20 protein-coding genes and 1 rRNA gene are annotated in these 21,454 nt (G+C 66.9%); 11 read left to right on the top strand and 10 right to left on the bottom strand.

Annotated features, from left to right (window positions below; translation table 11 throughout):
* Positions 1-7: 7 nt before the first annotated feature.
* The 3 genes from GO592_RS30025 to GO592_RS30015 all read right to left on the bottom strand — a co-directional run bounded on the left by GO592_RS30025 (position 8) and on the right by GO592_RS30015 (position 3,533).
* Positions 8-1,054 (bottom strand): GGDEF domain-containing protein, encoded by a 1,047-nt coding sequence (locus GO592_RS30025; RefSeq protein ID WP_007296178.1) that lies wholly within the window; start codon positions 1,052-1,054, stop codon positions 8-10.
* Between the two features lie 69 nt (positions 1,055-1,123).
* Positions 1,124-2,023, bottom strand: coding sequence for a carbon-nitrogen hydrolase family protein (locus GO592_RS30020; RefSeq protein ID WP_007296177.1), 900 nt, complete (start codon positions 2,021-2,023; stop codon positions 1,124-1,126).
* A 4-nt stretch (positions 2,024-2,027) separates the two neighbouring features.
* Positions 2,028-3,533, bottom strand: a complete 1,506-nt coding sequence (locus tag GO592_RS30015; protein WP_007296176.1) for an APC family permease — start codon at positions 3,531-3,533, stop codon at positions 2,028-2,030.
* A gap of 126 nt (positions 3,534-3,659) precedes the next feature.
* Here GO592_RS30015 and GO592_RS30010 point away from each other — a divergent pair, with 126 nt between their 5' ends.
* Together GO592_RS30010 and GO592_RS30005 are read left to right on the top strand one after the other, a co-directional pair.
* On the top strand, positions 3,660-4,256 hold the full coding sequence (locus tag GO592_RS30010) for a TetR/AcrR family transcriptional regulator (protein ID WP_005256488.1): 597 nt from the start codon (positions 3,660-3,662) through the stop codon (positions 4,254-4,256).
* Between the two features lie 33 nt (positions 4,257-4,289).
* Positions 4,290-4,667, top strand: a complete 378-nt coding sequence (locus GO592_RS30005; protein ID WP_005569226.1) for a hypothetical protein — start codon at positions 4,290-4,292, stop codon at positions 4,665-4,667.
* A 28-nt stretch (positions 4,668-4,695) separates the two neighbouring features.
* On the opposite strand, the gene GO592_RS30000 is transcribed toward GO592_RS30005, so the two are convergent.
* From GO592_RS30000 to GO592_RS29980, 6 genes are all read right to left on the bottom strand, one after another.
* Positions 4,696-5,085 carry a hypothetical protein gene (locus GO592_RS30000; RefSeq protein WP_007296175.1) on the bottom strand — a complete coding sequence of 130 codons (390 nt, stop codon included), beginning with the start codon at positions 5,083-5,085 and terminating at the stop codon, positions 4,696-4,698.
* A 388-nt stretch (positions 5,086-5,473) separates the two neighbouring features.
* Positions 5,474-6,547 (bottom strand): alkene reductase, encoded by a 1,074-nt coding sequence (locus GO592_RS29995; RefSeq protein ID WP_007296174.1) that lies wholly within the window; start codon positions 6,545-6,547, stop codon positions 5,474-5,476.
* A 163-nt stretch (positions 6,548-6,710) separates the two neighbouring features.
* Positions 6,711-6,920, bottom strand: a complete 210-nt coding sequence (locus tag GO592_RS44770) for a hypothetical protein (RefSeq protein ID WP_237720367.1) — start codon at positions 6,918-6,920, stop codon at positions 6,711-6,713.
* Entirely contained in the window at positions 6,899-7,165 is a 267-nt protein-coding gene (locus GO592_RS44765) for a hypothetical protein (RefSeq protein ID WP_237720366.1), read from the bottom strand. Before GO592_RS44765 ends, GO592_RS44770 begins: the two co-directional genes overlap by 22 nt.
* Positions 7,166-7,238: 73 nt before the next feature.
* Positions 7,239-7,634 carry a universal stress protein gene (locus tag GO592_RS29985; RefSeq protein ID WP_007296173.1) on the bottom strand — a complete coding sequence of 132 codons (396 nt, stop codon included), beginning with the start codon at positions 7,632-7,634 and terminating at the stop codon, positions 7,239-7,241.
* Positions 7,631-8,635 (bottom strand): 2-hydroxyacid dehydrogenase, encoded by a 1,005-nt coding sequence (locus GO592_RS29980; protein WP_007296172.1) that lies wholly within the window; start codon positions 8,633-8,635, stop codon positions 7,631-7,633. The genes GO592_RS29985 and GO592_RS29980 overlap by 4 nt, the downstream gene beginning before the upstream one ends.
* 352 nt (positions 8,636-8,987) lie before the next feature.
* Between GO592_RS29980 and GO592_RS29975 the strand changes: the two genes are divergently transcribed.
* From GO592_RS29975 to GO592_RS29940, 8 genes are all read left to right on the top strand, one after another.
* A complete protein-coding gene (locus GO592_RS29975) occupies positions 8,988-10,571 on the top strand; it encodes an ABC transporter substrate-binding protein (RefSeq protein ID WP_007296171.1) in 1,584 nt (527 codons plus the stop codon).
* Between the two features lie 67 nt (positions 10,572-10,638).
* Positions 10,639-11,565: an ABC transporter permease gene (locus GO592_RS29970; RefSeq protein ID WP_005237765.1), complete on the top strand. Its 927-nt coding sequence runs from the start codon at positions 10,639-10,641 to the stop codon at positions 11,563-11,565.
* A 12-nt stretch (positions 11,566-11,577) separates the two neighbouring features.
* Positions 11,578-12,606 carry an ABC transporter permease gene (locus GO592_RS29965; RefSeq protein ID WP_007296170.1) on the top strand — a complete coding sequence of 343 codons (1,029 nt, stop codon included), beginning with the start codon at positions 11,578-11,580 and terminating at the stop codon, positions 12,604-12,606.
* Positions 12,603-13,661, top strand: coding sequence for an ABC transporter ATP-binding protein (locus tag GO592_RS29960; protein ID WP_007296169.1), 1,059 nt, complete (start codon positions 12,603-12,605; stop codon positions 13,659-13,661). Before GO592_RS29965 ends, GO592_RS29960 begins: the two co-directional genes overlap by 4 nt.
* Positions 13,654-14,664 (top strand): ABC transporter ATP-binding protein, encoded by a 1,011-nt coding sequence (locus GO592_RS29955; RefSeq protein ID WP_007296168.1) that lies wholly within the window; start codon positions 13,654-13,656, stop codon positions 14,662-14,664. Before GO592_RS29960 ends, GO592_RS29955 begins: the two co-directional genes overlap by 8 nt.
* Positions 14,661-15,377, top strand: a complete 717-nt coding sequence (locus GO592_RS29950; RefSeq protein WP_005256537.1) for a sulfite exporter TauE/SafE family protein — start codon at positions 14,661-14,663, stop codon at positions 15,375-15,377. Before GO592_RS29955 ends, GO592_RS29950 begins: the two co-directional genes overlap by 4 nt.
* Before the next feature lie 121 nt (positions 15,378-15,498).
* The gene (gudD, locus tag GO592_RS29945) at positions 15,499-16,839 is read left to right on the top strand and encodes a glucarate dehydratase (RefSeq protein WP_007296167.1); all 1,341 of its coding nucleotides are present in this window, start codon (positions 15,499-15,501) and stop codon (positions 16,837-16,839) included.
* Positions 16,839-17,819 (top strand): 2-hydroxyacid dehydrogenase, encoded by a 981-nt coding sequence (locus tag GO592_RS29940; protein ID WP_007296166.1) that lies wholly within the window; start codon positions 16,839-16,841, stop codon positions 17,817-17,819. The genes gudD and GO592_RS29940 overlap by 1 nt, the downstream gene beginning before the upstream one ends.
* 6 nt (positions 17,820-17,825) lie before the next feature.
* Here GO592_RS29940 and GO592_RS29935 read toward each other — a convergent pair whose 3' ends face one another.
* On the bottom strand, positions 17,826-18,206 hold the full coding sequence (locus GO592_RS29935; protein WP_007296165.1) for a hemophore-related protein: 381 nt from the start codon (positions 18,204-18,206) through the stop codon (positions 17,826-17,828).
* Between the two features lie 1,524 nt (positions 18,207-19,730).
* On the opposite strand from GO592_RS29935, the gene GO592_RS29930 reads away from it, so the two are divergent.
* A 16S ribosomal RNA gene (locus GO592_RS29930) occupies positions 19,731-21,249 on the top strand.
* Positions 21,250-21,454: the final 205 nt, after the last annotated feature.

Raw genomic sequence — 21,454 nt, 5'->3', positions numbered from 1 at the left:
GGGCGTTTCACCCCGTCCGCAGTGTGGGTTCGTCGCCGGGCGGTTCGGGTGGGTGCTGCCGCTGCTTCGCCGTGTACAGCTCGCGGTCGGCGGTTCGATAGAGCGCGGTGAGTGGGTCGGCCTCTCCGGTGCACGACGCGGCGCCGAAGCTGAACGGGGTAGGGCTTTCGCGGGCGAGTTGCGCCATCACGCCGGGCAGCTCGGCGTGGTGCTCGCCGACCACGCAGGTGACGAACTCGTCGCCGCCGACCCGGGCGAGAAGGGCGCCGCGGGGCATGTGCTCGGCGAGGTTGTTCGCGAGGTCGACGAGAACAGCGTCGCCCGCGGCGTGGCCGTAGTGATCGTTGGTGGACTTGAACTGGTCGACGTCGATGAGGACCAACGTCACGGAGACCTCTCCGGTGCCCGCGCTTTCGAGGGCGTGCCGGAACGCGAGCTCGAAACCGGCGCGGTTGAGCAGGGCAGTGAGTCCGTCGGTGCTGGCCGATTCGATCAGCGTCCGGGTGAGGGATCCGAACATCTCGGCGGCGCCGACCACGCAGGTGACGGCCACGACGAGAACGGCGGCCTTCACGGTCACCGTGTCCACCTCGACCGGCACCAGCGTGAAGGCAGTGGGGGCGACGACGACTCCGACCACCATCAACCCGGTGAGGCATCCGACGAGGAGCCGCGACTGCCGTTTCGGGTAGAACACGACGAAGTACATCGCCAGGAACATCGCCGCGATTGCACAGAGCAGTTGGGCGACGGCGAGGACGAGACCGGACATCACGATCGGAGTGGCGAGCAGTGCCGCTGCCGTGCTGACCTGGTAGGCCCGTCGGCTCGGCCTGCGTCCGCCCCGGTACAGCACGACGAGTGCGAACACTCCCAGGAGGATGCCCGCCGTGCGAGCGGCGACGGTCTCCGGCCGGATCGGCAACCCGACCATGGGAGGAAGGACGAATCCCGCGAGGTGCAGCGCAGTCGTGATCCACAGGTAGCGGCGCAGGATGCGTGGCTGGTAGTCCTGAAGGACCGTGTCGACGGACGAAGCAGCGTGAGGCCTCACCCTCGCAATTATCCAGGACCTGTCCCGGAAAGGGCGGGCTCTCGCACCCCGCCCTCCCGGGAGGGCGGATCAGTTGGGTGTGGACGCGGGGACCGGCACGTCGTCGTCGTGCCACGGCGGTGTGTGGATGCCCCCGCCGCCGTACATCGGGAGTCGGATCCCGTCGCCGTACCGGGCGATCTGATCCCAGGGGCGGTTGAGGCCGAACGTGCCGTAGGTGCGGACCCGGGTCACGGAGTGGAGGTCGAGGGTGTCGACGAGCACTTCTTCGCCCGACCCTGCCTGCTGGCGGATGATGCCCTCGGGGTCGACGACGACGCTGGCACCGACTGCGACCGGGTCGGCGCCGTTGACGTTGACGACGTACACCTGGTTGGTCCACGCGTTGGCGCGGGAGCAGACGAGTTCCATCTCGCGGTCGCGGGTGGTGGTGAGGGTGGGTTGGATGATCACTTCCGCGCCGAGCCAGGCCAGTTGGCGTGCGGTCTCCGGGAAAGAGCCGTCGTAGCAGATGGCCAGACCGATCCGGCCGGTGCCGGGAATGTCGAAGACGACGAACTCGCTGCCGGGCGCGGTCTGCTCGTACGGCTGCCAGGGGAAGACCTTGCGGTAGCGGGCCACGACCTCGCCGAGGGGCGACACGGCGATGGCGGTGTTGTAGATCTTGTCGTCGTCGCCGCGCTCGTAGAGGCTTCCCGGCACCAGCCACAAGCCGGTCTCCTCGGCGAGTGCGCAGATCCGGTCGATGTGGGGGCCGGCGAGTGGCTGTGCCACCCGGTCCATCCAGTCGGCGCGGGCCTGCAGGAGGGGTGCCTCCGCGGCCAGCACGAGTTCGGGGACCACGACGAGTTCGACGTGCGGGAAGGTGTCGCGCACGGCGCGGACCTGGTCGGCGAACCGCTGCCAGGTGGCCTCCACATCGAACGGGATCGGGGCGGTCTGGATGGCGGCGATGGTCAGTGTGCGCATGGGTTCAGTCCTCTGTGACGGTCAGTTCGGTGACGGCGGTGCGGCCGTCTCGGAAGAAGCGGCGGAACCGGGTGCGGACGAGCAGCATCGCCACGGCGCCGACAGCGATCGAACCGACACCGAGCAGGAACACCCCGCCGATGCCGTGGAACGAGGTGGCCCCGTAGTCCGGTTCGAGCATGTCGTGGGCGCTGCGCGCGAAGGCGGCGAGCATGATCGTCCCGCCCAGTGCGGGCAGGATGCCCCGGAGGAACAGGTCGCGCGGGGAGCGGGTCAGGCGGTGGCGGAAGTACCAGACGCAGGCGAGACCGGTGACGCCGTAGTAGAACGCGATGAGCAGGCCGATCGAGAGGATCGCGTCACCGAGGAAGTTGCCGGAGACGAGCGTGAGGGCGGTGAGCAGGACCGCGGCGGTCGCCCCGAAGAAAACGGTGCCGAACGCGGGGGTGCGGTAGGTGGGGTGGATTCGGGTGAAGGTGCGGGGCAGTGCGCCGTGGGCGCCCATGGAGAGGGTGGCGCGTGAGCTGCCGATGACACAGGTGAGCAGCGCCGAGATCGCCGACACGCAGATGGCGAGTTCGACCACCTTCGACAGGCTCGCGCCGAGAACCGGCGGCCCGAGCGTGGCGAGTACGTCTCCCGCGTTGTCGAGATTGCCCAGGCCCAGCCCGTCGGTGCCGATGCCGGCGAAGCTGATCGCGGCGAATCCGGTGAAGAGGTACGTGCCCAGCAGGACGAGGGTGGAGATCACGGCGGCCTGACCCGGGATGCGGTCGCTGTCACGGGTTTCCTCGTTGACGGTGATCAGCGCGTCCCAGCCCCAGTAGATGAACAGGCACAGCAACACCGCCTCCGCGAAGGGACCGATGCCGCCGAACGCGAACGGATTGAGCCAGGACAGGCTCGGTGCGGAGGCGCCGGTGCGGGCGAACGCGGCCGCTCCGAACCCGAACAGTGCGATCAGTTGCAGCCCCAGCAGTACGTATTGCACGGAGGCCGCGAGTTGCAGCCCGCGGTAGGCGATGGTGGTGACCGCGGCGACGATCAGGACCGCGGTGACGATTACCGCGACGTTGTCGGACGCCAGCGAATCCAGGCCGAGCAGGGTCAGAAGGTACCCGGCTCCGACTCGGGCCAGTGCCGTCATCGCGATGAGGGTCGCGATCTGCACCACCCAGCCGCCGGAGAGCCATCCCGTGTGTGGACCGAACGCGCGGGTGGTCCAGACGAACGTGGTGCCGCAGTCCGGCATCTCCCGGTTCAGCTCGCGAAAGGCGAACGCCGTCAAAAGGATCGGCACGAAACCGAGGAGCAGGGCGGCGGGGGCGAGGTTGCCGACGACCATCGTCACGAAACCGAGCGTGACCGCGATGCTGTTGGCCGGCGCGACCGAGGACAGGCCGAGCGCGACTGCGGCGAGCAGACCCACGGAGCCGCCCCGCAGTCCCTTCCCGGTGGGTGCTGGTGGTGGGTCGAGACTCGTCTCGGCGTCGGTGGGATTGGTCGACACGGTGACTCCTGGGATCGAGTTGGATTCTTTAAATAGAAATTTAAGAATAGTGTGATTTACCTGTCAATAGCTGGTCAGGTATTGTCTAAATCTTCATATAGAAACCAGAAGGGCGGAGCGAGGGCAGTGGCGCGGAAGAAGGATCAGGGGGCCCGCCGGGCCGAACTCGGTGAGGCCGTCCAGCGGGCGGTGCTCGCGCGTGGACTGGAGGGGCTGCGTCTGCGTGACATCGCGGAGCAGGCCGGAGTCACCCCTGCGGCGGTGCTCTACTACGGCGACCTGGATGCGTTGATCTACGAGACGTATCAGCGGGCCATCGAGCGGTTCAGTCAGGAGCGCGAGCGCGTCGCCGACCAGTTCCCCGACGCGCGCGACCGCCTCCGGGCCTGCATCGACCACGGCGTCGCGAGCGGGCCGGACGACGAACTGGTCCGACTGCTGTTCGAGTGCTGGCCGAGATCGCTGCGCGACGCCAAGGTGGCGGCCCTGGACAGTTCGCTGACCGAACGCCAAATCGCCGTCTACTACGGCATTCTCGTCATCGGTGAGACTCAGGGGCACTTCACGCTCACCGACCCGCCGCGCCTGCTCGCAGCGAATTTCGTGGCCATGGAGGACGGTTACCAGATGGAGGTGCTGGCCGGACGTCGCAGCCGCGCCGAGGTGATCGCCAGCCTCCACTCCTACGCGCGCGCGGCCACCGGCCACGATCTGAGCGGCTAGGCCGAGTACGGGAAACTGGGAGTAACAGATAGGTTGGATGCGCGTCGCCAGGCCCGGCCGCCGAGCACCGACAAGGAGCCTCCCATCAAGATCCTGCAGAACGTCTCGAGCGAGATCCGCGAGTGGGAACACGCCGTCACGACGGTGATGCTCCGAATACGACAGATCGGGGTGCTGATCGACCGTCTGGGGCCCGCGCTCGACGACCTGTCCGAACTGCTCGACGCGGCCAAGCAGATCGCGGAGACCGCAGAGGGGCTCGCCGTCAGCGCGAAGGGCATCGACCGGAGCGCCGAGATCATCGCCCGTGACGCGGAGAAGATCGCGCAGGCGCTGCCCGCGGTCGAGCGGCTGGGGAGACTCGCAGACCGCCTACCCGGTGGGGGTAGACGGTCTGCTGCCGGGCGGTGACGAGCGGATGCAGCCCCGTCAGGCGGTGTTACCTAGCGAGGTCGTGGACATCCGTGCCGACGAGGCGCAGTTCGGTGGGCTGCGCATCCGGGTCGTCGGCGATCCCCGAAATCGGCATCATCGCGAGGGCCTGGTCGAATGCGTCGACGAGCCATTCCCCGGTCACCGTCACGAGCCGGGTGTCCTCGGCGGCGGGCTGCTTCTGAAAGAAACTCACGACCCAGGGGTTCTGCGCGTCCGGATCGGAACTGAGATCCCCCGGTGCGTTGGTGGCGAGCAGGTGAATACCGCGCTCGAAATCGACCCGGACGGCATATCCGGTGCCGGTGTTGACGACGGTGGCCGGGCGGTGCGCGGCCAGTGCCAGCGTCATCAGGGCATCGGCGTAACGAGTGGTGTGCTCCACGGTGAGTGGCATGAACGATCACCTTTCAACTTCTGTGAGCGTCGCCGCGGCAGAGCAGGCCCGGAGTTCAGTGGTCCGAAAATGCAGTTCCTCCGACAGGTCACGAGAAGATAGAAGTAAAGCTGTTCGTCGGGAGCTTCGACTGCGAGAGCGTCGTGCGGAATGGTGCTCTCACCGTCGGCCACCTTCGAGGTGGGCGTCCTGGCACAGCGTGCACAGTTGGTACGCCCGATTGGAACACGGACGCGCCGGGGCGGCCCGTGAACTCGGTAGCTGTGTACTCAACTACGACTAACCGTACGGTGCCGGACCCGGATACGCGACACGGGGGCGTCCGTCGGATAGCACTGTGGCCCATGACCTGGCGTCATGGGCCACAGCGTGTCGACCTGGGGACAGCTCAGTGCTGCAACACCGGGTAGTCGGTGTAGCCCTTCGCGCCCTCCGAGTAGAAGGTCTGGGGGTCCGGGGTGTTGAGCGGCAGGTCTTCCTGCCAGCGCCGCACGAGATCCGGATTGGCGATCGCGGGACGCCCGACGACGACGGCATCGCCGTGGCCGTCGTCGAGGATTGCCAGCGCTTCGTCGCGGGTGGTGACCGCCCCGAAACCGCTGTTGATCAGCACTGGGCCGCCGAAGCGCGTCCGCAGGTCCTGCGCCAAGGGCCCGGACGGGTCCTTGTGCAGAATGCTCAGGTAGGCGGGCTTCAGCGGAGCAATGGCGTCGACCAGAGCGCCGTAGGTGGCTTGAACGTCGTCGGCGTCCAGTTCCAGGGCGTCCTGGATGTTGTGTTCGGGCGAGATGCGGATACCCACCCGGCCGGCGCCGATGGCGTCTGCCACGGCCTCGAACACCTCGACGACGAAGCGTGCCCGGTTCGCGGGTGAGCCGCCGTACGCGTCCTCACGCAGGTTGGATGCCGGGGAGAGGAATTCGTGCAGCAGGTAGCCGTTCGCGGCGTGGATTTCGACGCCGTCCATCCCGGCTGCCACCGCCTTCCGCGATGCCTGGACGAACTCCTCGATGACGGCGGAGAGTTCCTCGGTACCCAGCGCGCGGGGCACCGGGTACGGCTCCTTCCCCTCGTAGGTGCGGGTCTCGCCGTCGATCGCGACGGCGCTCGGAGCGACGACCTCGTGACCGCCGGTGGTTCCCTCGTGGGTGACACGGCCGGCGTGCATGACCTGCGCGACGATCCGTCCACCGGCCGCGTGCACGGCGTCGGCGACGTTCTTCCAACCCGCAACCTGCTCGGGTGTCACCAGCCCGGGCTGGCCGGGGAAGCCCTGGCCGGCGTGGCTGGGGTAGGTGCCTTCACTGACGATCAGACCGAGAGAGGCCCGCTGTCGGTAGTGCTCGACCACCAGCGGTCCGGGCACGCCGTCACGCCCGGAGCGGACGCGGGTCAGGGGTGCCATCACAACCCGGTTGGGCAGTTCGAGTTCGCCGAGTGTCAAGGGGGAGAAGAGATTCACAGTTATCGGTCTTTCCGTAGGTCGTGTTCGGCAGCGCCGTTCTCGGTGCCGCCGCGCAGTATCGGGATCCACTGGGGGAACGGGCACACGGGCCGGGCTATTCCGACTCGAGACGGCCGTCACTGTGAGGGCGCCGATCCCCCGGGCCGGGGAGTGCGTTCGCCTACAGGCTGTGGTCGCATTCGAGCAGGGCGTCGAGCCAGAGCAAGGCTTCGACGAGGGCTTGCATGCGCGTGAGTGCGGTGTCGGCAGGCACGGGCGGCGGGGGATCGGATCCCGCCCGGTGCCTGCTCTGCAGGTGTCTCACGACGGCGGTGAACAGCCACTCGGCGGGCGCGGGCAACTCCTCGTTCAGCGCGGTTGCGTCGTGCACGACGGGGACGACGCTGATGAGCTGTCGACGGCATCGTTGACGCTCGAGGCCGGGTCCGCGATGAGGTCGGCGATGGTGGTGACGATCCACGACACGACCGCGGTGAACGCCGACCGGTCGCTGCCGTGGTCGCACGCGATCTGGGAGATCTCGGGTGCGAGCGCCCGGAAGTCGCGGTCGCCGACCAAGGTCAGGAGTCGACCGCCCAGTTCCGCGCCGTCGGCGCGTTGAGGCCCATCGATCATGGCTGTCCCACGGCAGGTATTCGGCGCCGTGAGGGTTATGGATGGGCCGGGGATCCGAGGCCGTCCGGGCGGCTCAGACCTCTGCTGCGACGGGAGGCTTGACCCCGACGACCGGGCACTGCGCCTCGAGGAGCACACGCTGGGCGACGGAACCCATGAGGAGTTTGCCGACGGGGGAGCGTCGTCGCATGCCGAGGACGAGGAGTTCGGCGGCGGAGTCGTAGGACGCGTCGATGAGGTTGTCGGCGTGGGAGCGGTCGGGTTCGTTCCGTGCGATGCGATAGTCGACGCCGGCGGCGTCCGCTTCCTCCCTCGCGGAGTGCAGTTCGGCCCCGAAGCCGGGAGCCGAGGCGCTGGCGCCGTCCGCGATTACCACGAGATCGGTTGCGCGCATGCGGGCTTCGGCGAATCCGAAGGCCAGGGCGCCACGACCTTCGACTGTCGGAACGTAGCTGAGAATGACGCTCATCGTGACCTCGGCTCGAGTACGGGGGTGGTCAGGGTGCCCTGGGCGAGGTATTCATCGAGGTTCTGCAGGGTGAGAGCCTCCATCGCGGCCCGGGTCTCGGTCGTGCCGCTCGCGACGTGGGGGAGGAGGACGACGGTGTCGAGGGCGAGCAGCGCTTCGGGCACGTGCGGTTCGCGGGCGAAGACGTCCAGTCCGGCACCGGCGAGCTGGCGTTCGGTGAGCAGTTCGACGAGCGCGTCCTCGTCGACGACGCTTCCGCGCGCCACGTTGATCAGGTAGCCGTCGGGCCCGAGGGCTTCGAGAACCTTTCGGTCCACGAGCTTTTCGGTGCCCTTGCCGCCCGCTGCGGCGACGATCAGCACATCGACCCCGGCGGCGAGTGCGGCGGCCGAGCCGACGTACGCGAACGGGGAGCCGGGAACCTCGCGACGATTGTGGTAGGAGATCGTGCAGCCGAAGCCGGTGAGGCGGGTGGCGATGGCGGAGCCGATGCGTCCCAGCCCGACGATGCCGACCCGCGTGCCGCTCACCTGCCGGGTGAGGGGGAAGTTGCCCTCGGCGGGCCAGCGGCCGTCACGCACGAAGCGGTCGGCGGCCGAGAAGCCGCGGAGCGTGTCGATCAGCAATCCGACTGCCGTGTCGGCGACGCAGTCGGTGAGGACGTCGGGGGTGTTGCTCACGCCGATTCCGAGTTCCTCGGCGAGCGCGACATCGGTTGTGTCGTAACCGACTCCGAAGTGCACGATGGCGCCGAGGTTCGGCAGTTCCGTCATCAGCGCGGCGTCGACTCCGGTGCGACCGGACGTCACGACCGCGGTGACGGACTCGCCGTGTTCGGCGAGGAAGCTGGTGCGGTCGTCACCCAGCGGGAGGTCGAGTGCGTCGTACTTCTCGGTGAGCGTCGCGGTGAGGGACGGCTTCAGCGGCCCGACCTTCAGGACACGTCCTCCCGAAACAGTCTGTACAGCAGCTTCTTTCACGGACGTCTCTGCGGTCACCATCGTGCCTCCTGGCGAGTGGTGACGCGACTCTCCGCGTCACCGGTTACCCGTACGTTAAGCGGCGCCCGGAATACCTGTCCAACACGTAAATAACATGGATCGATACTCAAACGGCATTGGTTGGCGGCGCGTTGACGTGCGCAGACGCCGAAACTCTCTGTATGTGCCGGTCAGGGGCCTGCCGGAGTGATCGCAGTCTCCATCAATTGTGCTTGTGACGGCCCTCACGAGCCGTTTCGGGCCGTTTCCCCCTGTTGACGCTCCTCCGGGCCGCTCATAGCGTGTGTCTACCGTCACAGGCGGGCCCTCTTCACTCGCGTCGAGTACGCGACACATCCCTACGGAGGACACCATGAGCCCTGCACGTTCGCTGCAGCAGGGAACCCGTTACCGCGCCGTCGTCGTGGCCACCGCCGCACTGACGGTGCCGGCTCTGGTCACAGGTTGCTCGGTGGCCAATTCGAGCCACAGCGACGCCGCCAGCCCCGACACGTTGCGGATCGTGCTCCCGCAGGAGCCGCCCACACTCGAACCCTGCGACGCGTCACTGACCTCTACCGGAGTCGTCGTCCGCTCCAACATCACCGAGCCGCTGGTGGAACGCAACGCCGATACCGGCGATCTCGAACCGAAGCTCGCCGACTCGTGGGAGCAGACGTCGGACACGGTCTGGACGTTCCGGATCCGTCCGGGCGTCACGTTCAGCGACGGCAGCGTCTTCGACGCCGAGGACGCCGCCTTCTCGATCGACCGCACCGTCAACTCCACCATCGGCTGCGACGTCGACGGGTACGTCTTCGGCGACGACGAACTCGAGGTGAACGCCATCGACGCGTCGACCGTGACGGTGCAGACTCCCGTCGCCGACCCGATCCTTCCGCTGCGGATCTCGTTCGTGGAGATGGTGCCCTCCACCACCGACGCCCAGGACAAGGTGCGCGATCCCATCGGCACCGGCCCCTACGAGATCGACTATTGGGATCACGGCCAGCGGCTCGCGCTGGTCCGCAACGACACGTACTGGGGCCCGGCGCCCGAGTACACGCGGGCGATCTACCAGTGGCGGACCGAGGGCAGCGTCCGGGCCGCGATGGTCACCAACGACGAGGCCGAACTCGCCACGTACCTCGGTCCGGAGGACGGCGCTGGCGACCTCGGTGTCGCCTACCCCAACAACGAGACGACGGCGCTGCGCATGATGGCCACCGAACCGCCGCTCGACGATTACCGCGTCCGCGAGGCCATCGACCTCTCCGTCAACCGGGCGGGGATCGTCAAGGCACTGTTCCAGGGTCTCGGCGAGCCGGCCGGGCAACTCGTCGGCAGCAGCATCGTCGGGTTCGACCCCGACCTTCAGCCGACCCCCTACGACTCCGATCGAGCCGCGCAACTGGTGGCGGAGGCCAAGGCCGACGGCGTTCCCGTCGACAACCAGATCCGCCTGATCGGGCGCACGGGCCAGTTCCCCAAGATCAACGAGACCATCGAGGTCATCCAGAACTCGCTGAGCAAGGCCGGCCTGAACGTGAAGATCGAGATGATGGACACGGCCGGGCAGATGCAGTACCAGATCCGGCCGTTCCCGCAGGGCACCGGACCGATTCTGCTGATGATCCAGCACGGCAACCAGGCGGGTGACGCGCAGTTCACCGTCGACCAGTACATGCGCAGCGACGGATACCAGAGCTACTTCGGCTCGCCCGGATACGACGCGCAGATCGACGCGGCCGAGCAACTCGTCGGCGACGAACGCCAGGACGCGTTTGCCTCGGTACTGGCCAACGAACCGAAGGAGATCCGGCAGTTCGCGTACATCGCTCACATGAACGCGGTGCTCGCCAAGTCCCCGACGGTGCAGTACGCACCCAACTCCGCGACCGGCGACGAGATGCGCCTGAGCGAGATGACCCACGCGGACACATCCGCGAACGGCTAACCCCTCTTCCCAGCCCCCCGGAGGAACTGAGATGTCCCAACCGAACCCGATCCGAAGGCGGTGAGTCATGTTCGCCTTCCTGCGCCGACGCGTCTACACCAGCCTCGTACCCCTCCTCGTCGTCCTCTTCGGTGTGTTCCTGCTCGCCCGCCTCACCGGCGACCCGACCAACCTCTACCTCCCGGTCTCCGCGACACCGGATCAGCGCGCCGAGTTCGCGGCCGAGAACGGCCTCGACAAGCCGGTGCTGAGCCAGATGGTCGACTACCTGTCCGGGGTCGTCCACCTCGACTTCGGCGAATCGCTGCGCACCGGTGAGTCCGCCGCGACCATGGCGTTGCGGGCGTTCCCGGCCACGCTGCAGCTGGCGTTCTTCACGATGTTGCTCGCGATCATCGGCGCCATCGTGATCGGTTGCTGGGCGGCGTACCGGCCGAATTCGCTCGCCGACCGGATCTCGAGCCTGCTGTCGATGACCGCGGCCAGCATCCCCGACTTCTGGTTCGCCATCACCGGCGTGTGGATCTTCGCGGTGGTGCTGGGGGTGCTGCCCACGTCGGGGACCGGAAGCGCGCTGTCGTGGATCCTGCCGATCGCCACGCTGCTCATCCGCCCGCTCGGCGTGCTCACCCAGGTGGTCCGCGGCGCGATGGTGTCGGCGCTGTCCGCACCATACGTACGTCTTGCTCGGAGCAAGGGCGCAGGCGACCTGCGCGTCGTCACCCATCACGCGCTCCGCAACGCTGCGGCTCCGGCGCTGACGGTGGCCGGCGACCTCACCGTCGGACTGGTCAACGGCGCCGTCGTCGTCGAGGCGATCTTCGGATGGCCCGGCATCGGCAAGCTGATGATCGACGCGATCCTGCAGCGCGATTTCGCCGTCCTGCAGGCGGCGGTGCTGCTGACCGCGGTCAGCATCTTCGTCCTCAACATCCTGATCGACGCGGGCTACGCACTTCTCGACGCGCGTGTCCGTGAGAAGTCCAAGGTCTAGGAGGCCGCCGAGATGTCCATAGACAACGCACCCCGCCTGGACGGAGCCGGCGACCTCTACCCGGCCCCCGACGAGACGCCTGCCGTCGCGGGCCGCGTCGAGGAGTCCGTTCCGGCACCGAAGCCCTCCCGGAGCAAGGCACCGTTGTGGCGACTGCTCCTGCGTGACCGGATGGCCACGGTCGCGGCGGCGATCCTGGTGTTCGTGTTCCTCGTCGCCGTCTTCGGCCCGTGGCTCGTCGGCGACGCCGCGACGGATCAGAACCTCGACCAGTCCAACCTCGCACCGTTCCACGTGGCGAACGGGTGGATGAACATCCTCGGCACCGACCCGCTCGGACGCAGCATGCTGGCCCGGTTGATCGTCGCGTGCCGCACCACCCTCCTGGTGGCGCTGCCCGCGGTCGCGCTGTCCTGCATCGTCGGGTCCCTCGTCGGCATGTGGGCGGGCTACCACCGCGGCTGGCGGGAGACGACGGCGATGCGCGTCGCCGACGTCATCATGAGCTTCCCGTCGCTGCTGATGGCCGTCGTCGTCCTCTACGTGTTCTCGCCCAGTGCCGCGAACATCGTCCTGGTCCTGGCCATCACCCGCATCCCGATCTACCTCCGCACCGCCCGCGCGGAGTCGGCGGAACTGCAGAGCCGGTTGTTCGTGGACGCCGCGCGCACGTTCGGCGCCCGCAGCGGGGCCGTCATCCGCCGGCACGTGTTCCCCATCCTGCTGCCGACGCTGCTCACCGTCGCCACCCTCGACTTCTGCTACGTGATGCTCGCCGAGTCGTCGCTGAGCTTCCTCGGCATCGGCATCCAGCCGCCGGACATCAGCTGGGGCCTGATGGTGTCCCAGGGCCGGACGTACCTGCAGACGGCCTGGTGGCTGTCGTTCTTCCCCGGTCTCGCCATCGTGATCACCACCGTGTCGGCGACCGTGCTCGCGGCGTGGGCCCGGATCGCCACCGACCCCGCCCAGCGCTGGCGTCTGACCGTCCCGCGGTCACGCCACTCCCGGCTGTTCCCCACCCGAAAGGTCGTCTCATGAGTGCACCCGCACCGGCTGTCGAATCGCCCGACGTCGCAGACACGGACCGCGTCGCCCTCGAGGTCGCGGATCTGACCGTCGACCTGCGTACCCCCTCGGGCACGGTCCGGGCCGTCGACCACGTGTCGTTCACCGCGCGGCGCGGGGAGACCCTCGCGTTGCTCGGTGAGTCGGGGTGCGGCAAGTCGATGACCGCGCAGGCGCTCGTCGGCCTGCTCGAACCGATCGCCGACATCACCGACGGCTCGGTCCGTCTGGGCGACGTCGACCTGGTGACGGCGAAGGCCAGGACCCGCCGCACCCTCGCCGCCACCGAATTGGCCATCGTGTTCCAGGACGCGCTGACCGCGCTCAACCCGGTGTACACGGTCGGCAAGCAGTTGGCCGAACCGTTCCGCATTCATCGCGGGCTGTCCTCGAAAGAGGCGCGACGGGAGGCGATCTCGCTGATGGAGAGGGTGGGGATTCCCGAGCCCGAATCGCGCGTCGACTCCTACCCGCACCAGTTCTCCGGCGGCATGCGGCAGCGCCTGCTGATCGCGATGGCCGTCGCACTGAGCCCGACGGTCCTGCTGGCCGACGAGCCGACGACGGCACTCGACGTCACGGTGCAGGCACAGATCATGTCGCTGCTGCGGGACCTGCGCACCGAGCACGACATGGCCGTCATCCTCATCACCCACGACCTCGCCTTGGTCGCGGAGGAGGCCGATCGCGTCGCGATCATGTACGCGGGCAACGTCGTCGAGACCGGTCCGGTCGCCGAGGTCTTCTCCTCGCCGCAGCACCCGTACACCAAGGGCCTGCTCGATTCGGTCCCCGTGCACGCGGTCCGCGGCGAGGACCTGAAATCCATCGGCGGCACCCCGCCCGACCTGCCTTCCATTCCGTCCGGCTGCGTCTACCAAGCGCGCTGCCCGCTGGCCCGCGACCTGTGCCGCACCACCCGCCCCCCGCTCGCCGACGTCGCCGGCTCGGCAGCTTCGGACGGACTTCGTCCGCACCAGGGCCGCCGCTCGGCGTGCCATTTCCCCGAGGAGATCTCGCATGTCTGAGTCGATTCTGAAGGTGCGGGGCCTCACCAAGACGTTCAAGGTGCCTGCCAACGCGGCGGGCAAGAATCAGTTGCGTGCGCTCGACGGCATCGACCTCGACCTCGCCCGCGGCGAAACGCTCGGGCTCGTCGGCGAATCGGGCTGTGGCAAGTCCACTCTCGCCCGCACGCTGATGATGCTCGAGCGGCCGGAATCCGGTTCGGTGACGTGGGACGGCGTCGACCCGTTCTCGCTGAAGGGCAAAGATCTGCTCGCGCTGCGCCGCCGGGTGCAGATGGTGTTCCAGGACCCGTATGCGTCGCTGAACTCTCGGATGTCGGCGGCCGACATCATCGCCGAGCCGTGGCGCACCCACAAGGCGATGTACAAGACGAGCCGCGACCGGGCGGCACGGGTGCGGGAACTGCTGCACCTGGTGGGTCTGCGGCCGAGCGACGAGCACCGGTACCCGCAGGAGTTCTCCGGCGGTCAGCGGCAGCGACTCGGGACCGCCCGAGCCCTGGCACTGAACCCGAGCGTCGTCATCTGCGACGAACCCGTGTCGGCGCTCGACCTGTCGGTGCAGGCCCAGGTTCTCAACCTGCTGAACGACCTGCAGAAGCAGCTCGGCATCTCGTACGTGTTCATCTCGCACGACCTGTCGGTGGTCCGGCACGTCGCCGACCGCGTCGCCGTGATGTACCTCGGGCGGATCGTGGAGACCGGTGCGACGGACGCCGTCTTCGACCGTCCCGCCCACCCGTACACCGAAGCCCTGATGTCGGCGGCACCGAAGCTGGACGCCGCTTCCCGCGGCAAGCGGATCATCCTCGACGGTGAAGTGCCGTCGCCGCTGAACCCGCCGTCGGGCTGCCGGTTCCGCACCCGCTGCGCCCACGCGACCGACATCTGCGCGAGCACTGCGCCGCCCGCCGCGGTCGACGAGCGCGAGAGCGGTCACGTCGCCGAATGCCACCATCCCCGGCGGCCGATCGAACTCGGCGTTCCCGTCGCGGTCGGGTGAGCGGGGCGGAGTTCGCGATCATCGCGTTCGCCGTCTTCCTCGCCTCGTGCATGCAGGCGTCGATCGGATTCGGGATGGGCATGCTCGCGGCACCCGTCGTCGCGCTCGTCGATCCGGGCCTGCTGCCCGGGACGCTGATCATGACGGCGACGGTCGTCACGGTGATGGTGGTGTGGCGGGAACGCGACGCCCTCGATCTGTCGGGCACCGGGTGGGCGCTGGCCGGCCGGGTGCCGGGCACGATCGCGGGTGCGTTGCTGCTGGTGGTGCTGCCGGAACGGGGGCTGTCGCTGCTGCTCGCGGCCGTGGTGCTGGCAGGGGTCGTCTTCGCGACGCTGGGCTGGGCACCGCCGCCGCGGCGCCGGAACCTCGCCGTCGCCGGCGCCGCGTCGGGGCTGCTCGGCACGGCCACCTCCATCGGCGGACCGCCGATGGCCCTGGTGATGCAGGGGTCGAAGGGGGCGCAGCTGCGCGGCAACATGAGCGCGTTCTTCCTGGTCGGTTCCACACTGTCGGTGGCCGTTCTCGCCGCGACGGGGTCGGTGCACCGCGAGTCGGCGGTGATGTTCCTGCTGCTGATCCCGGCGACGGTGCTCGGCTACGTGGCGTCGCGGTTCGTGAATCGCCACCTGGACGCGGCACGCCTGCGCCGGGCGTCGATCACGGTGTCCTGTGTGGGTGCGTTGATGCTGATCGGACAGCAACTTTTGTGATGCAGTGTCTGCATCGTTCGATGCTCAACAAGTCTTGGACATGTATTGATCGGGCCACTTAGAGTTTTGGTTGTGAGGCGCCCCACGGGCGGCGCTGCGCTGTGAAGGAAGGTTTTCGGAGATGAGTACAACGAGCACCACCCCGGTCGTCACCGACATGCGAGTGGTCCCGATAGCGGGACACGACAGCATGCTCCTGAACCTGTCCGGCGCGCATGCCCCGTACTTCACCCGGAACCTGGTGATCCTCACCGATTCCGACGGCAACACCGGTGTCGGCGAGGTGCCCGGCGGTGAACCGATCCGCCGTACTCTCGAAGACGCCCGCGCGATCGTGACGGGGCGCAGCATCGGCGAGTACAACGGCGTTCTCGCCGATCTGCGGCGCACGTTCGCCGACCGGGACGCGGCGGGCCGCGGCAACCAGACGTTCGACCTCCGTGTCGCGATCCACGCCGTCACCGCCGTCGAGTCGGCACTCCTCGACGTTCTCGGGCAGCACCTCGGTGTTCCCGTCGCGGCCCTGCTCGGCGAGGGTCAGCAGCGCGAGAAGGTGCAGGCGCTCGGCTATCTCTTCTTCGTCGGCGACCGCAACAAGACCGACCTCGAGTACCAGTCGGGTGCGGCGGAGTCCGACGACTGGCTGCGCCTGCGGCACGAGGAGGCGCTGACACCGGACGCGGTCGTGCTGCTCGCCGAGGCGGCCCAGGCGCGGTACGGCTTCGCCGACTTCAAGCTCAAGGGCGGCGTCCTGGCGCCCCGCGAGGAGGCGGCGGCCGTGACGGCGCTGGCCGAGCGGTTCCCCGACGCCCGGATCACCCTCGACCCCAACGGCGGCTGGCTGCTGTCGGAGGCGATCGAGACCTGCCGCGGGCTGAAAGACGTTCTCGCGTATGCCGAGGACCCGGTCGGCCCCGAGGGCGGCTTCTCCGGTCGTGAGGTGATGAGCGAATTCAAGCGTGCCACCGGACTGCCGACGGCCACCAACATGATCGCCACCGACTGGCGCGAGATGGGGCACACCATCCGCTCCGGCGCCGTCGACATCCCGCTCGCCGACCCGCACTTCTGGACGATGAACGGATCCGTCCGCGTCGCCCAGCTCTGCGATGCGTGGGGCCTCACGTGGGGTTCGCATTCCAACAACCACTTCGACGTGTCGCTCGCGATGTTCACCCATGTCGCGGCCGCGGCTCCGGGCGAAATCACCGCCATCGACACCCACTGGATCTGGCAGGACGGTCAGCGGATCACCAAGGACCCGTTCGAGATCGAAGACGGCTATCTCACCGTGCCTTCGACCCCCGGACTCGGTGTCGAACTCGACATGGACCGCGTCGAGGCGGCCCACGAGCTGTACCTGCAGAAGGGGCTCGGCGCGCGCGACGACTCGATCGGCATGCAGTTCCTCGTGCCGAACTGGACGTTCGACAGCAAGCGCCCGGCGTTGGTGCGCGCCTGATGAAGGTCGTCGTCGGCGACCGGAACCTGCTGCCGCATCGCGAGCTGTTCGAGTCGGGGCTGCCGTCCGGTGCGACGGCGTCGTGGCATAGGACGTTCGACGAGTCGGCGATCGTCGCCGACCTTGCCGACGCCGACGTGTACGTGGGTGGCCGGTTCACCGCCGCGATGGCGGCCGCAGCGCCGAAGCTGCGCCTGCTGCACGTCGCCGGCGCGGGCACCGACAACGTGGCGTTCGCCGCGCTCCCGGCGGACACCCTGGTGGCCAACACCTTCCACCACGAGGGCTCGATCGCCGAGTACATCGTGTCGGCGGCGCTGATGCTGCGACGCGGATTCCTCCGGCACGATCGCGCCCTCCGCGGCGACGTCTGGGCCACATCGGTCTACGACGACGCGATCGCGCAGTCCCGGTCGATGCGGGGCGCGCGGGTCGGATTCGTCGGTTTCGGTCACATCGGACGGCGGTCGTGGAACCTGCTGCGCGCGTTCGGTTCCGAGGGCTGCGCGGTGACCGGCCGGGGCGATCCCGACGCCCCCGCGGAAGGCCTCGCATGGGCGGGAGACAACACGTCGCTGCTCCGGCTCCTGACGGAGTCCGACGTGGTGGTGGTGTCCGCGCCGCTGAACGATCACACCCGCGGCATGATCGGCGGCGCGGAACTCGACGCGCTCGGCCCCGACGGCATCCTGATCAACGTCGGGCGCGGCCCCCTCGTTCGGGAACAACCGCTGTACGACGCGCTGGCATCGCACCGGATCGCGGCCGCGGCGATCGACGTCTGGTACTCCTACCCCGACGCCGGCGGTCAAGGCGCCCCGAGCGCGCTGCCGTTCCGCGACCTGCCGAACATCCTGATGACCCCGCACTCGTCCGGCGTCACCGACCACACGTTCGTCGGCCGCGTCGGCGACATCACCGACAACATCCGCAGGCTGGACACGGGGCAGACGGTCCTGCGCACCGTCCGCCCCGGCTAGCGTGCGTCAGTAGTTACCGCAGGTCTCGGCGATCGTCAGCGCCTTCGCGCGCCACTCGACGGCCGGTCCTTCGGTGGGCACGGTGTCCAGTCGGCTCTTCAGCTGCGGGTGCGCGTCGAGGACGGCCTGGCGGTCGGCCGGGGACTTCGAGAAGAAGTCCGCCAGCTGAGCCTTGCGCTCGGGTGCCTGGTCGAGGCGTGCGGCGAGCTGCGGAGTCACGTCGTGCATCGCCGCATCGATCTGCGCGAAGCTGCAGGTGGAGTTCACGAGGCGGGCGGAGTCGGAGTCGACCGGTTCGGCGGAAGCGATGCCCGGGACCACGAGGGCGGCGGAGATCGCGCCGACGGCGGCGATACCGAATTGCAGACGTGCTCGTGAAACGTTCATGACGAGTCTCCCCATGTCGGTTGGTTGGCCTGGGCAACGATAGGGGCCCGAATTGTGACCTTTCTGAGGACCGTCTGAGAATTGGTGCGGCGAACTGGACTCCGAAGATGGTGCGCAACGCGAAGGCTGCACGTCAGCAGCCCACCGATCAGCGTTCGGCGTTCGACAGGTTCGTGGAGCAGATCGAACTCGGGGTCAGCCAGGCGCCCTTCCAGCTGTGTGGGTCATCCACAGCCCGTGGACGAGGTCGAGGGTGTCGGGTGCTGCAGTGTGACTGTTCATGACTGTGATCCTTTTGTCTCGGGTGAGGGGATGCCACGAGGTGTAGGTATCGAGGAAGGGTGAGCAGGTCCTTGCCGAGCTCGACCTTGTCGAGGTCAGCTCGGAAGTCCATCGCCGGGTACGCGGCGATGCCTTCGTAGGCGTCGTGGTGACCCCCTGATGTGCCTGCGACCAGAACGAGTCGCGTACACCCTGGGACGGGTGACTGTCAGGTCGGTTGCCGCCGAAGAATCGAAGGCTTCGACCGGGATGCCGTCGGGTTGTCGGCGGTCTGCAGCATGAACGGCGGCACCGCCGAGACGAGCACGATCTGGGCGACCCGGCCGGTCCCGTGCCGTCCGACCGTATCTACTCACCTCACCACCGCCGGTCGAGAAACCGACCAGCGTGGTGTCGTGAAGGTCGAGGTGCTCGAGTAGCGCCGCGAGGTCGGTCCTGCGCTTCCCAGCTGTCCGCATTGAGCGGCCACCCGTGGCTCAGGACTACGGGCGGCCGGCACCCCGGTCCTTGTAGGGGATCTCGGTGCCGCCGAGAGTGGTGACTGCCGGTATGCCGTACTTCTCGATGAGGACTCCCCGATGAAGAGTGAGTGGTAATGGGAGCGACGGTCCCACCGTCGAGCTTTCGGACCTGTGAAACCGGCTCAGCGTGCACGCTTGGTCTGACGGTGCACGCCGGCAGGAATGGCAGATCCGGCGGAGTCCAGCGTGCGAATCCCCGCGACCAGGCGATTTGGAATATCGCGTGCGGTTCGCGTAACTTATTCCAAGTCAGAGCGACACGGACACCGACATTCACCACCTGGTGATGCAACGAGGTTGTACGAAGTGCCTGACCAATCCGAAGTTCACCATCGTGTATGGTTGTGCTTCAACCCCGGAATGTCTTCAGCGGGTGCCGGTTTGCGCCGGTCAGTCCGATGAGATAAGCTGGAAAAGTTGCCCCGGAGCGGCCGAAGTTGTGACTTCGGTAGTGATGGTGTGTGCGTGTTCTTTGAGAACTCAACAGTGTGTCGATGAATGTCAGTGCCAAATGTTTTTGATACTCCGCATCGCGGATGATCAACTGGCCCTTGTGGTTTGGTTGTGAGTTGTGGTGTGGGTATTTGCTGGCTCTTCTCCTTCTTCCGTCGGAGGGGGTCAGTGTTTGAAATGCTAGTTTGAGTTTTTGATTGCTAGTGATTTGACTCGATGTCTATGACTGATTAGAGACTCCTTTTGGGGGTTTCGAAATCTAGAGTCTTCAACGGAGAGTTTGATCCTGGCTCAGGACGAACGCTGGCGGCGTGCTTAACACATGCAAGTCGAGCGGTAAGGCCCTTCGGGGTACACGAGCGGCGAACGGGTGAGTAACACGTGGGTGATCTGCCCTGCACTTCGGGATAAGCCTGGGAAACTGGGTCTAATACCGGATATGACCTTCGGCTGCATGGCTGAGGGTGGAAAGGTTTACTGGTGCAGGATGGGCCCGCGGCCTATCAGCTTGTTGGTGGGGTAATGGCCTACCAAGGCGACGACGGGTAGCCGACCTGAGAGGGTGACCGGCCACACTGGGACTGAGACACGGCCCAGACTCCTACGGGAGGCAGCAGTGGGGAATATTGCACAATGGGCGAAAGCCTGATGCAGCGACGCCGCGTGAGGGATGACGGCCTTCGGGTTGTAAACCTCTTTCAGCAGGGACGAAGCGAAAGTGACGGTACCTGCAGAAGAAGCACCGGCCAACTACGTGCCAGCAGCCGCGGTAATACGTAGGGTGCAAGCGTTGTCCGGAATTACTGGGCGTAAAGAGCTCGTAGGCGGTTTGTCGCGTCGTCTGTGAAAACTCGAGGCTCAACCTCGAGCTTGCAGGCGATACGGGCAGACTTGAGTACTGCAGGGGAGACTGGAATTCCTGGTGTAGCGGTGAAATGCGCAGATATCAGGAGGAACACCGGTGGCGAAGGCGGGTCTCTGGGCAGTAACTGACGCTGAGGAGCGAAAGCGTGGGTAGCGAACAGGATTAGATACCCTGGTAGTCCACGCCGTAAACGGTGGGCGCTAGGTGTGGGTTTCCTTCCACGGGATCCGTGCCGTAGCTAACGCATTAAGCGCCCCGCCTGGGGAGTACGGCCGCAAGGCTAAAACTCAAAGGAATTGACGGGGGCCCGCACAAGCGGCGGAGCATGTGGATTAATTCGATGCAACGCGAAGAACCTTACCTGGGTTTGACATATACCGGAAAGCCGTAGAGATACGGCCCCCCTTGTGGTCGGTATACAGGTGGTGCATGGCTGTCGTCAGCTCGTGTCGTGAGATGTTGGGTTAAGTCCCGCAACGAGCGCAACCCTTGTCTTATGTTGCCAGCACGTAATGGTGGGGACTCGTAAGAGACTGCCGGGGTCAACTCGGAGGAAGGTGGGGACGACGTCAAGTCATCATGCCCCTTATGTCCAGGGCTTCACACATGCTACAATGGCCAGTACAGAGGGCTGCGAGACCGTGAGGTGGAGCGAATCCCTTAAAGCTGGTCTCAGTTCGGATCGGGGTCTGCAACTCGACCCCGTGAAGTCGGAGTCGCTAGTAATCGCAGATCAGCAACGCTGCGGTGAATACGTTCCCGGGCCTTGTACACACCGCCCGTCACGTCATGAAAGTCGGTAACACCCGAAGCCGGTGGCCTAACCCCTTGTGGGAGGGAGCCGTCGAAGGTGGGATCGGCGATTGGGACGAAGTCGTAACAAGGTAGCCGTACCGGAAGGTGCGGCTGGATCACCTCCTTTCTAAGGAGCACATCTCCAGACGTGTACCACTGAACAGTCAGTGGATGATGTTCTGGCAGAGACTGTTTCGTTCCCACATGTGGAACGGCAGACGCTCATGGGTGGAACACTGACAAACTTTCCCGCGTCACGGCCGATCTGATGATCGGCCGGCGGGTGATATATCGATGCACTGTTGGGTCCTGAGGGAACACGTGAGTGTTTT

The organism is Rhodococcus sp. 21391 (assembly GCF_016772255.1).
In the GTDB taxonomy this organism is placed as follows: Bacteria; Actinomycetota; Actinomycetes; order Mycobacteriales; family Mycobacteriaceae; genus Rhodococcus_F; species Rhodococcus_F opacus.
Note: the sequence above shows the minus strand (reverse complement) of the source record. Positions and strands in the feature narration are given on the sequence as shown.

Bases quoted from the DNA above. Each gene is read 5' to 3' on its own strand.
- GO592_RS29940 (WP_007296166.1), top strand. From the start codon at position 16,839: ATGAAGGTCGTCGTCGGCGACCGGAACCTGCTGCCGCATCGCGAGCTG.
- GO592_RS44765 (WP_237720366.1), bottom strand. From the start codon at position 7,165: ATGATCGATGGGCCTCAACGCGCCGACGGCGCGGAACTGGGCGGTCGA.
- GO592_RS29955 (WP_007296168.1), top strand. From the start codon at position 13,654: ATGTCTGAGTCGATTCTGAAGGTGCGGGGCCTCACCAAGACGTTCAAG.
- GO592_RS29935 (WP_007296165.1), bottom strand. From the start codon at position 18,206: ATGAACGTTTCACGAGCACGTCTGCAATTCGGTATCGCCGCCGTCGGC.
- GO592_RS29985 (WP_007296173.1), bottom strand. From the start codon at position 7,634: ATGAGCGTCATTCTCAGCTACGTTCCGACAGTCGAAGGTCGTGGCGCC.
- GO592_RS30020 (WP_007296177.1), bottom strand. From the start codon at position 2,023: ATGCGCACACTGACCATCGCCGCCATCCAGACCGCCCCGATCCCGTTC.
- GO592_RS29980 (WP_007296172.1), bottom strand. From the start codon at position 8,635: ATGGTGACCGCAGAGACGTCCGTGAAAGAAGCTGCTGTACAGACTGTT.
- GO592_RS29960 (WP_007296169.1), top strand. From the start codon at position 12,603: ATGAGTGCACCCGCACCGGCTGTCGAATCGCCCGACGTCGCAGACACG.
- GO592_RS30000 (WP_007296175.1), bottom strand. From the start codon at position 5,085: ATGCCACTCACCGTGGAGCACACCACTCGTTACGCCGATGCCCTGATG.
- gudD (WP_007296167.1), top strand. From the start codon at position 15,499: ATGAGTACAACGAGCACCACCCCGGTCGTCACCGACATGCGAGTGGTC.
- GO592_RS29965 (WP_007296170.1), top strand. From the start codon at position 11,578: ATGTCCATAGACAACGCACCCCGCCTGGACGGAGCCGGCGACCTCTAC.
- GO592_RS29970 (WP_005237765.1), top strand. From the start codon at position 10,639: ATGTTCGCCTTCCTGCGCCGACGCGTCTACACCAGCCTCGTACCCCTC.
- GO592_RS29975 (WP_007296171.1), top strand. From the start codon at position 8,988: ATGAGCCCTGCACGTTCGCTGCAGCAGGGAACCCGTTACCGCGCCGTC.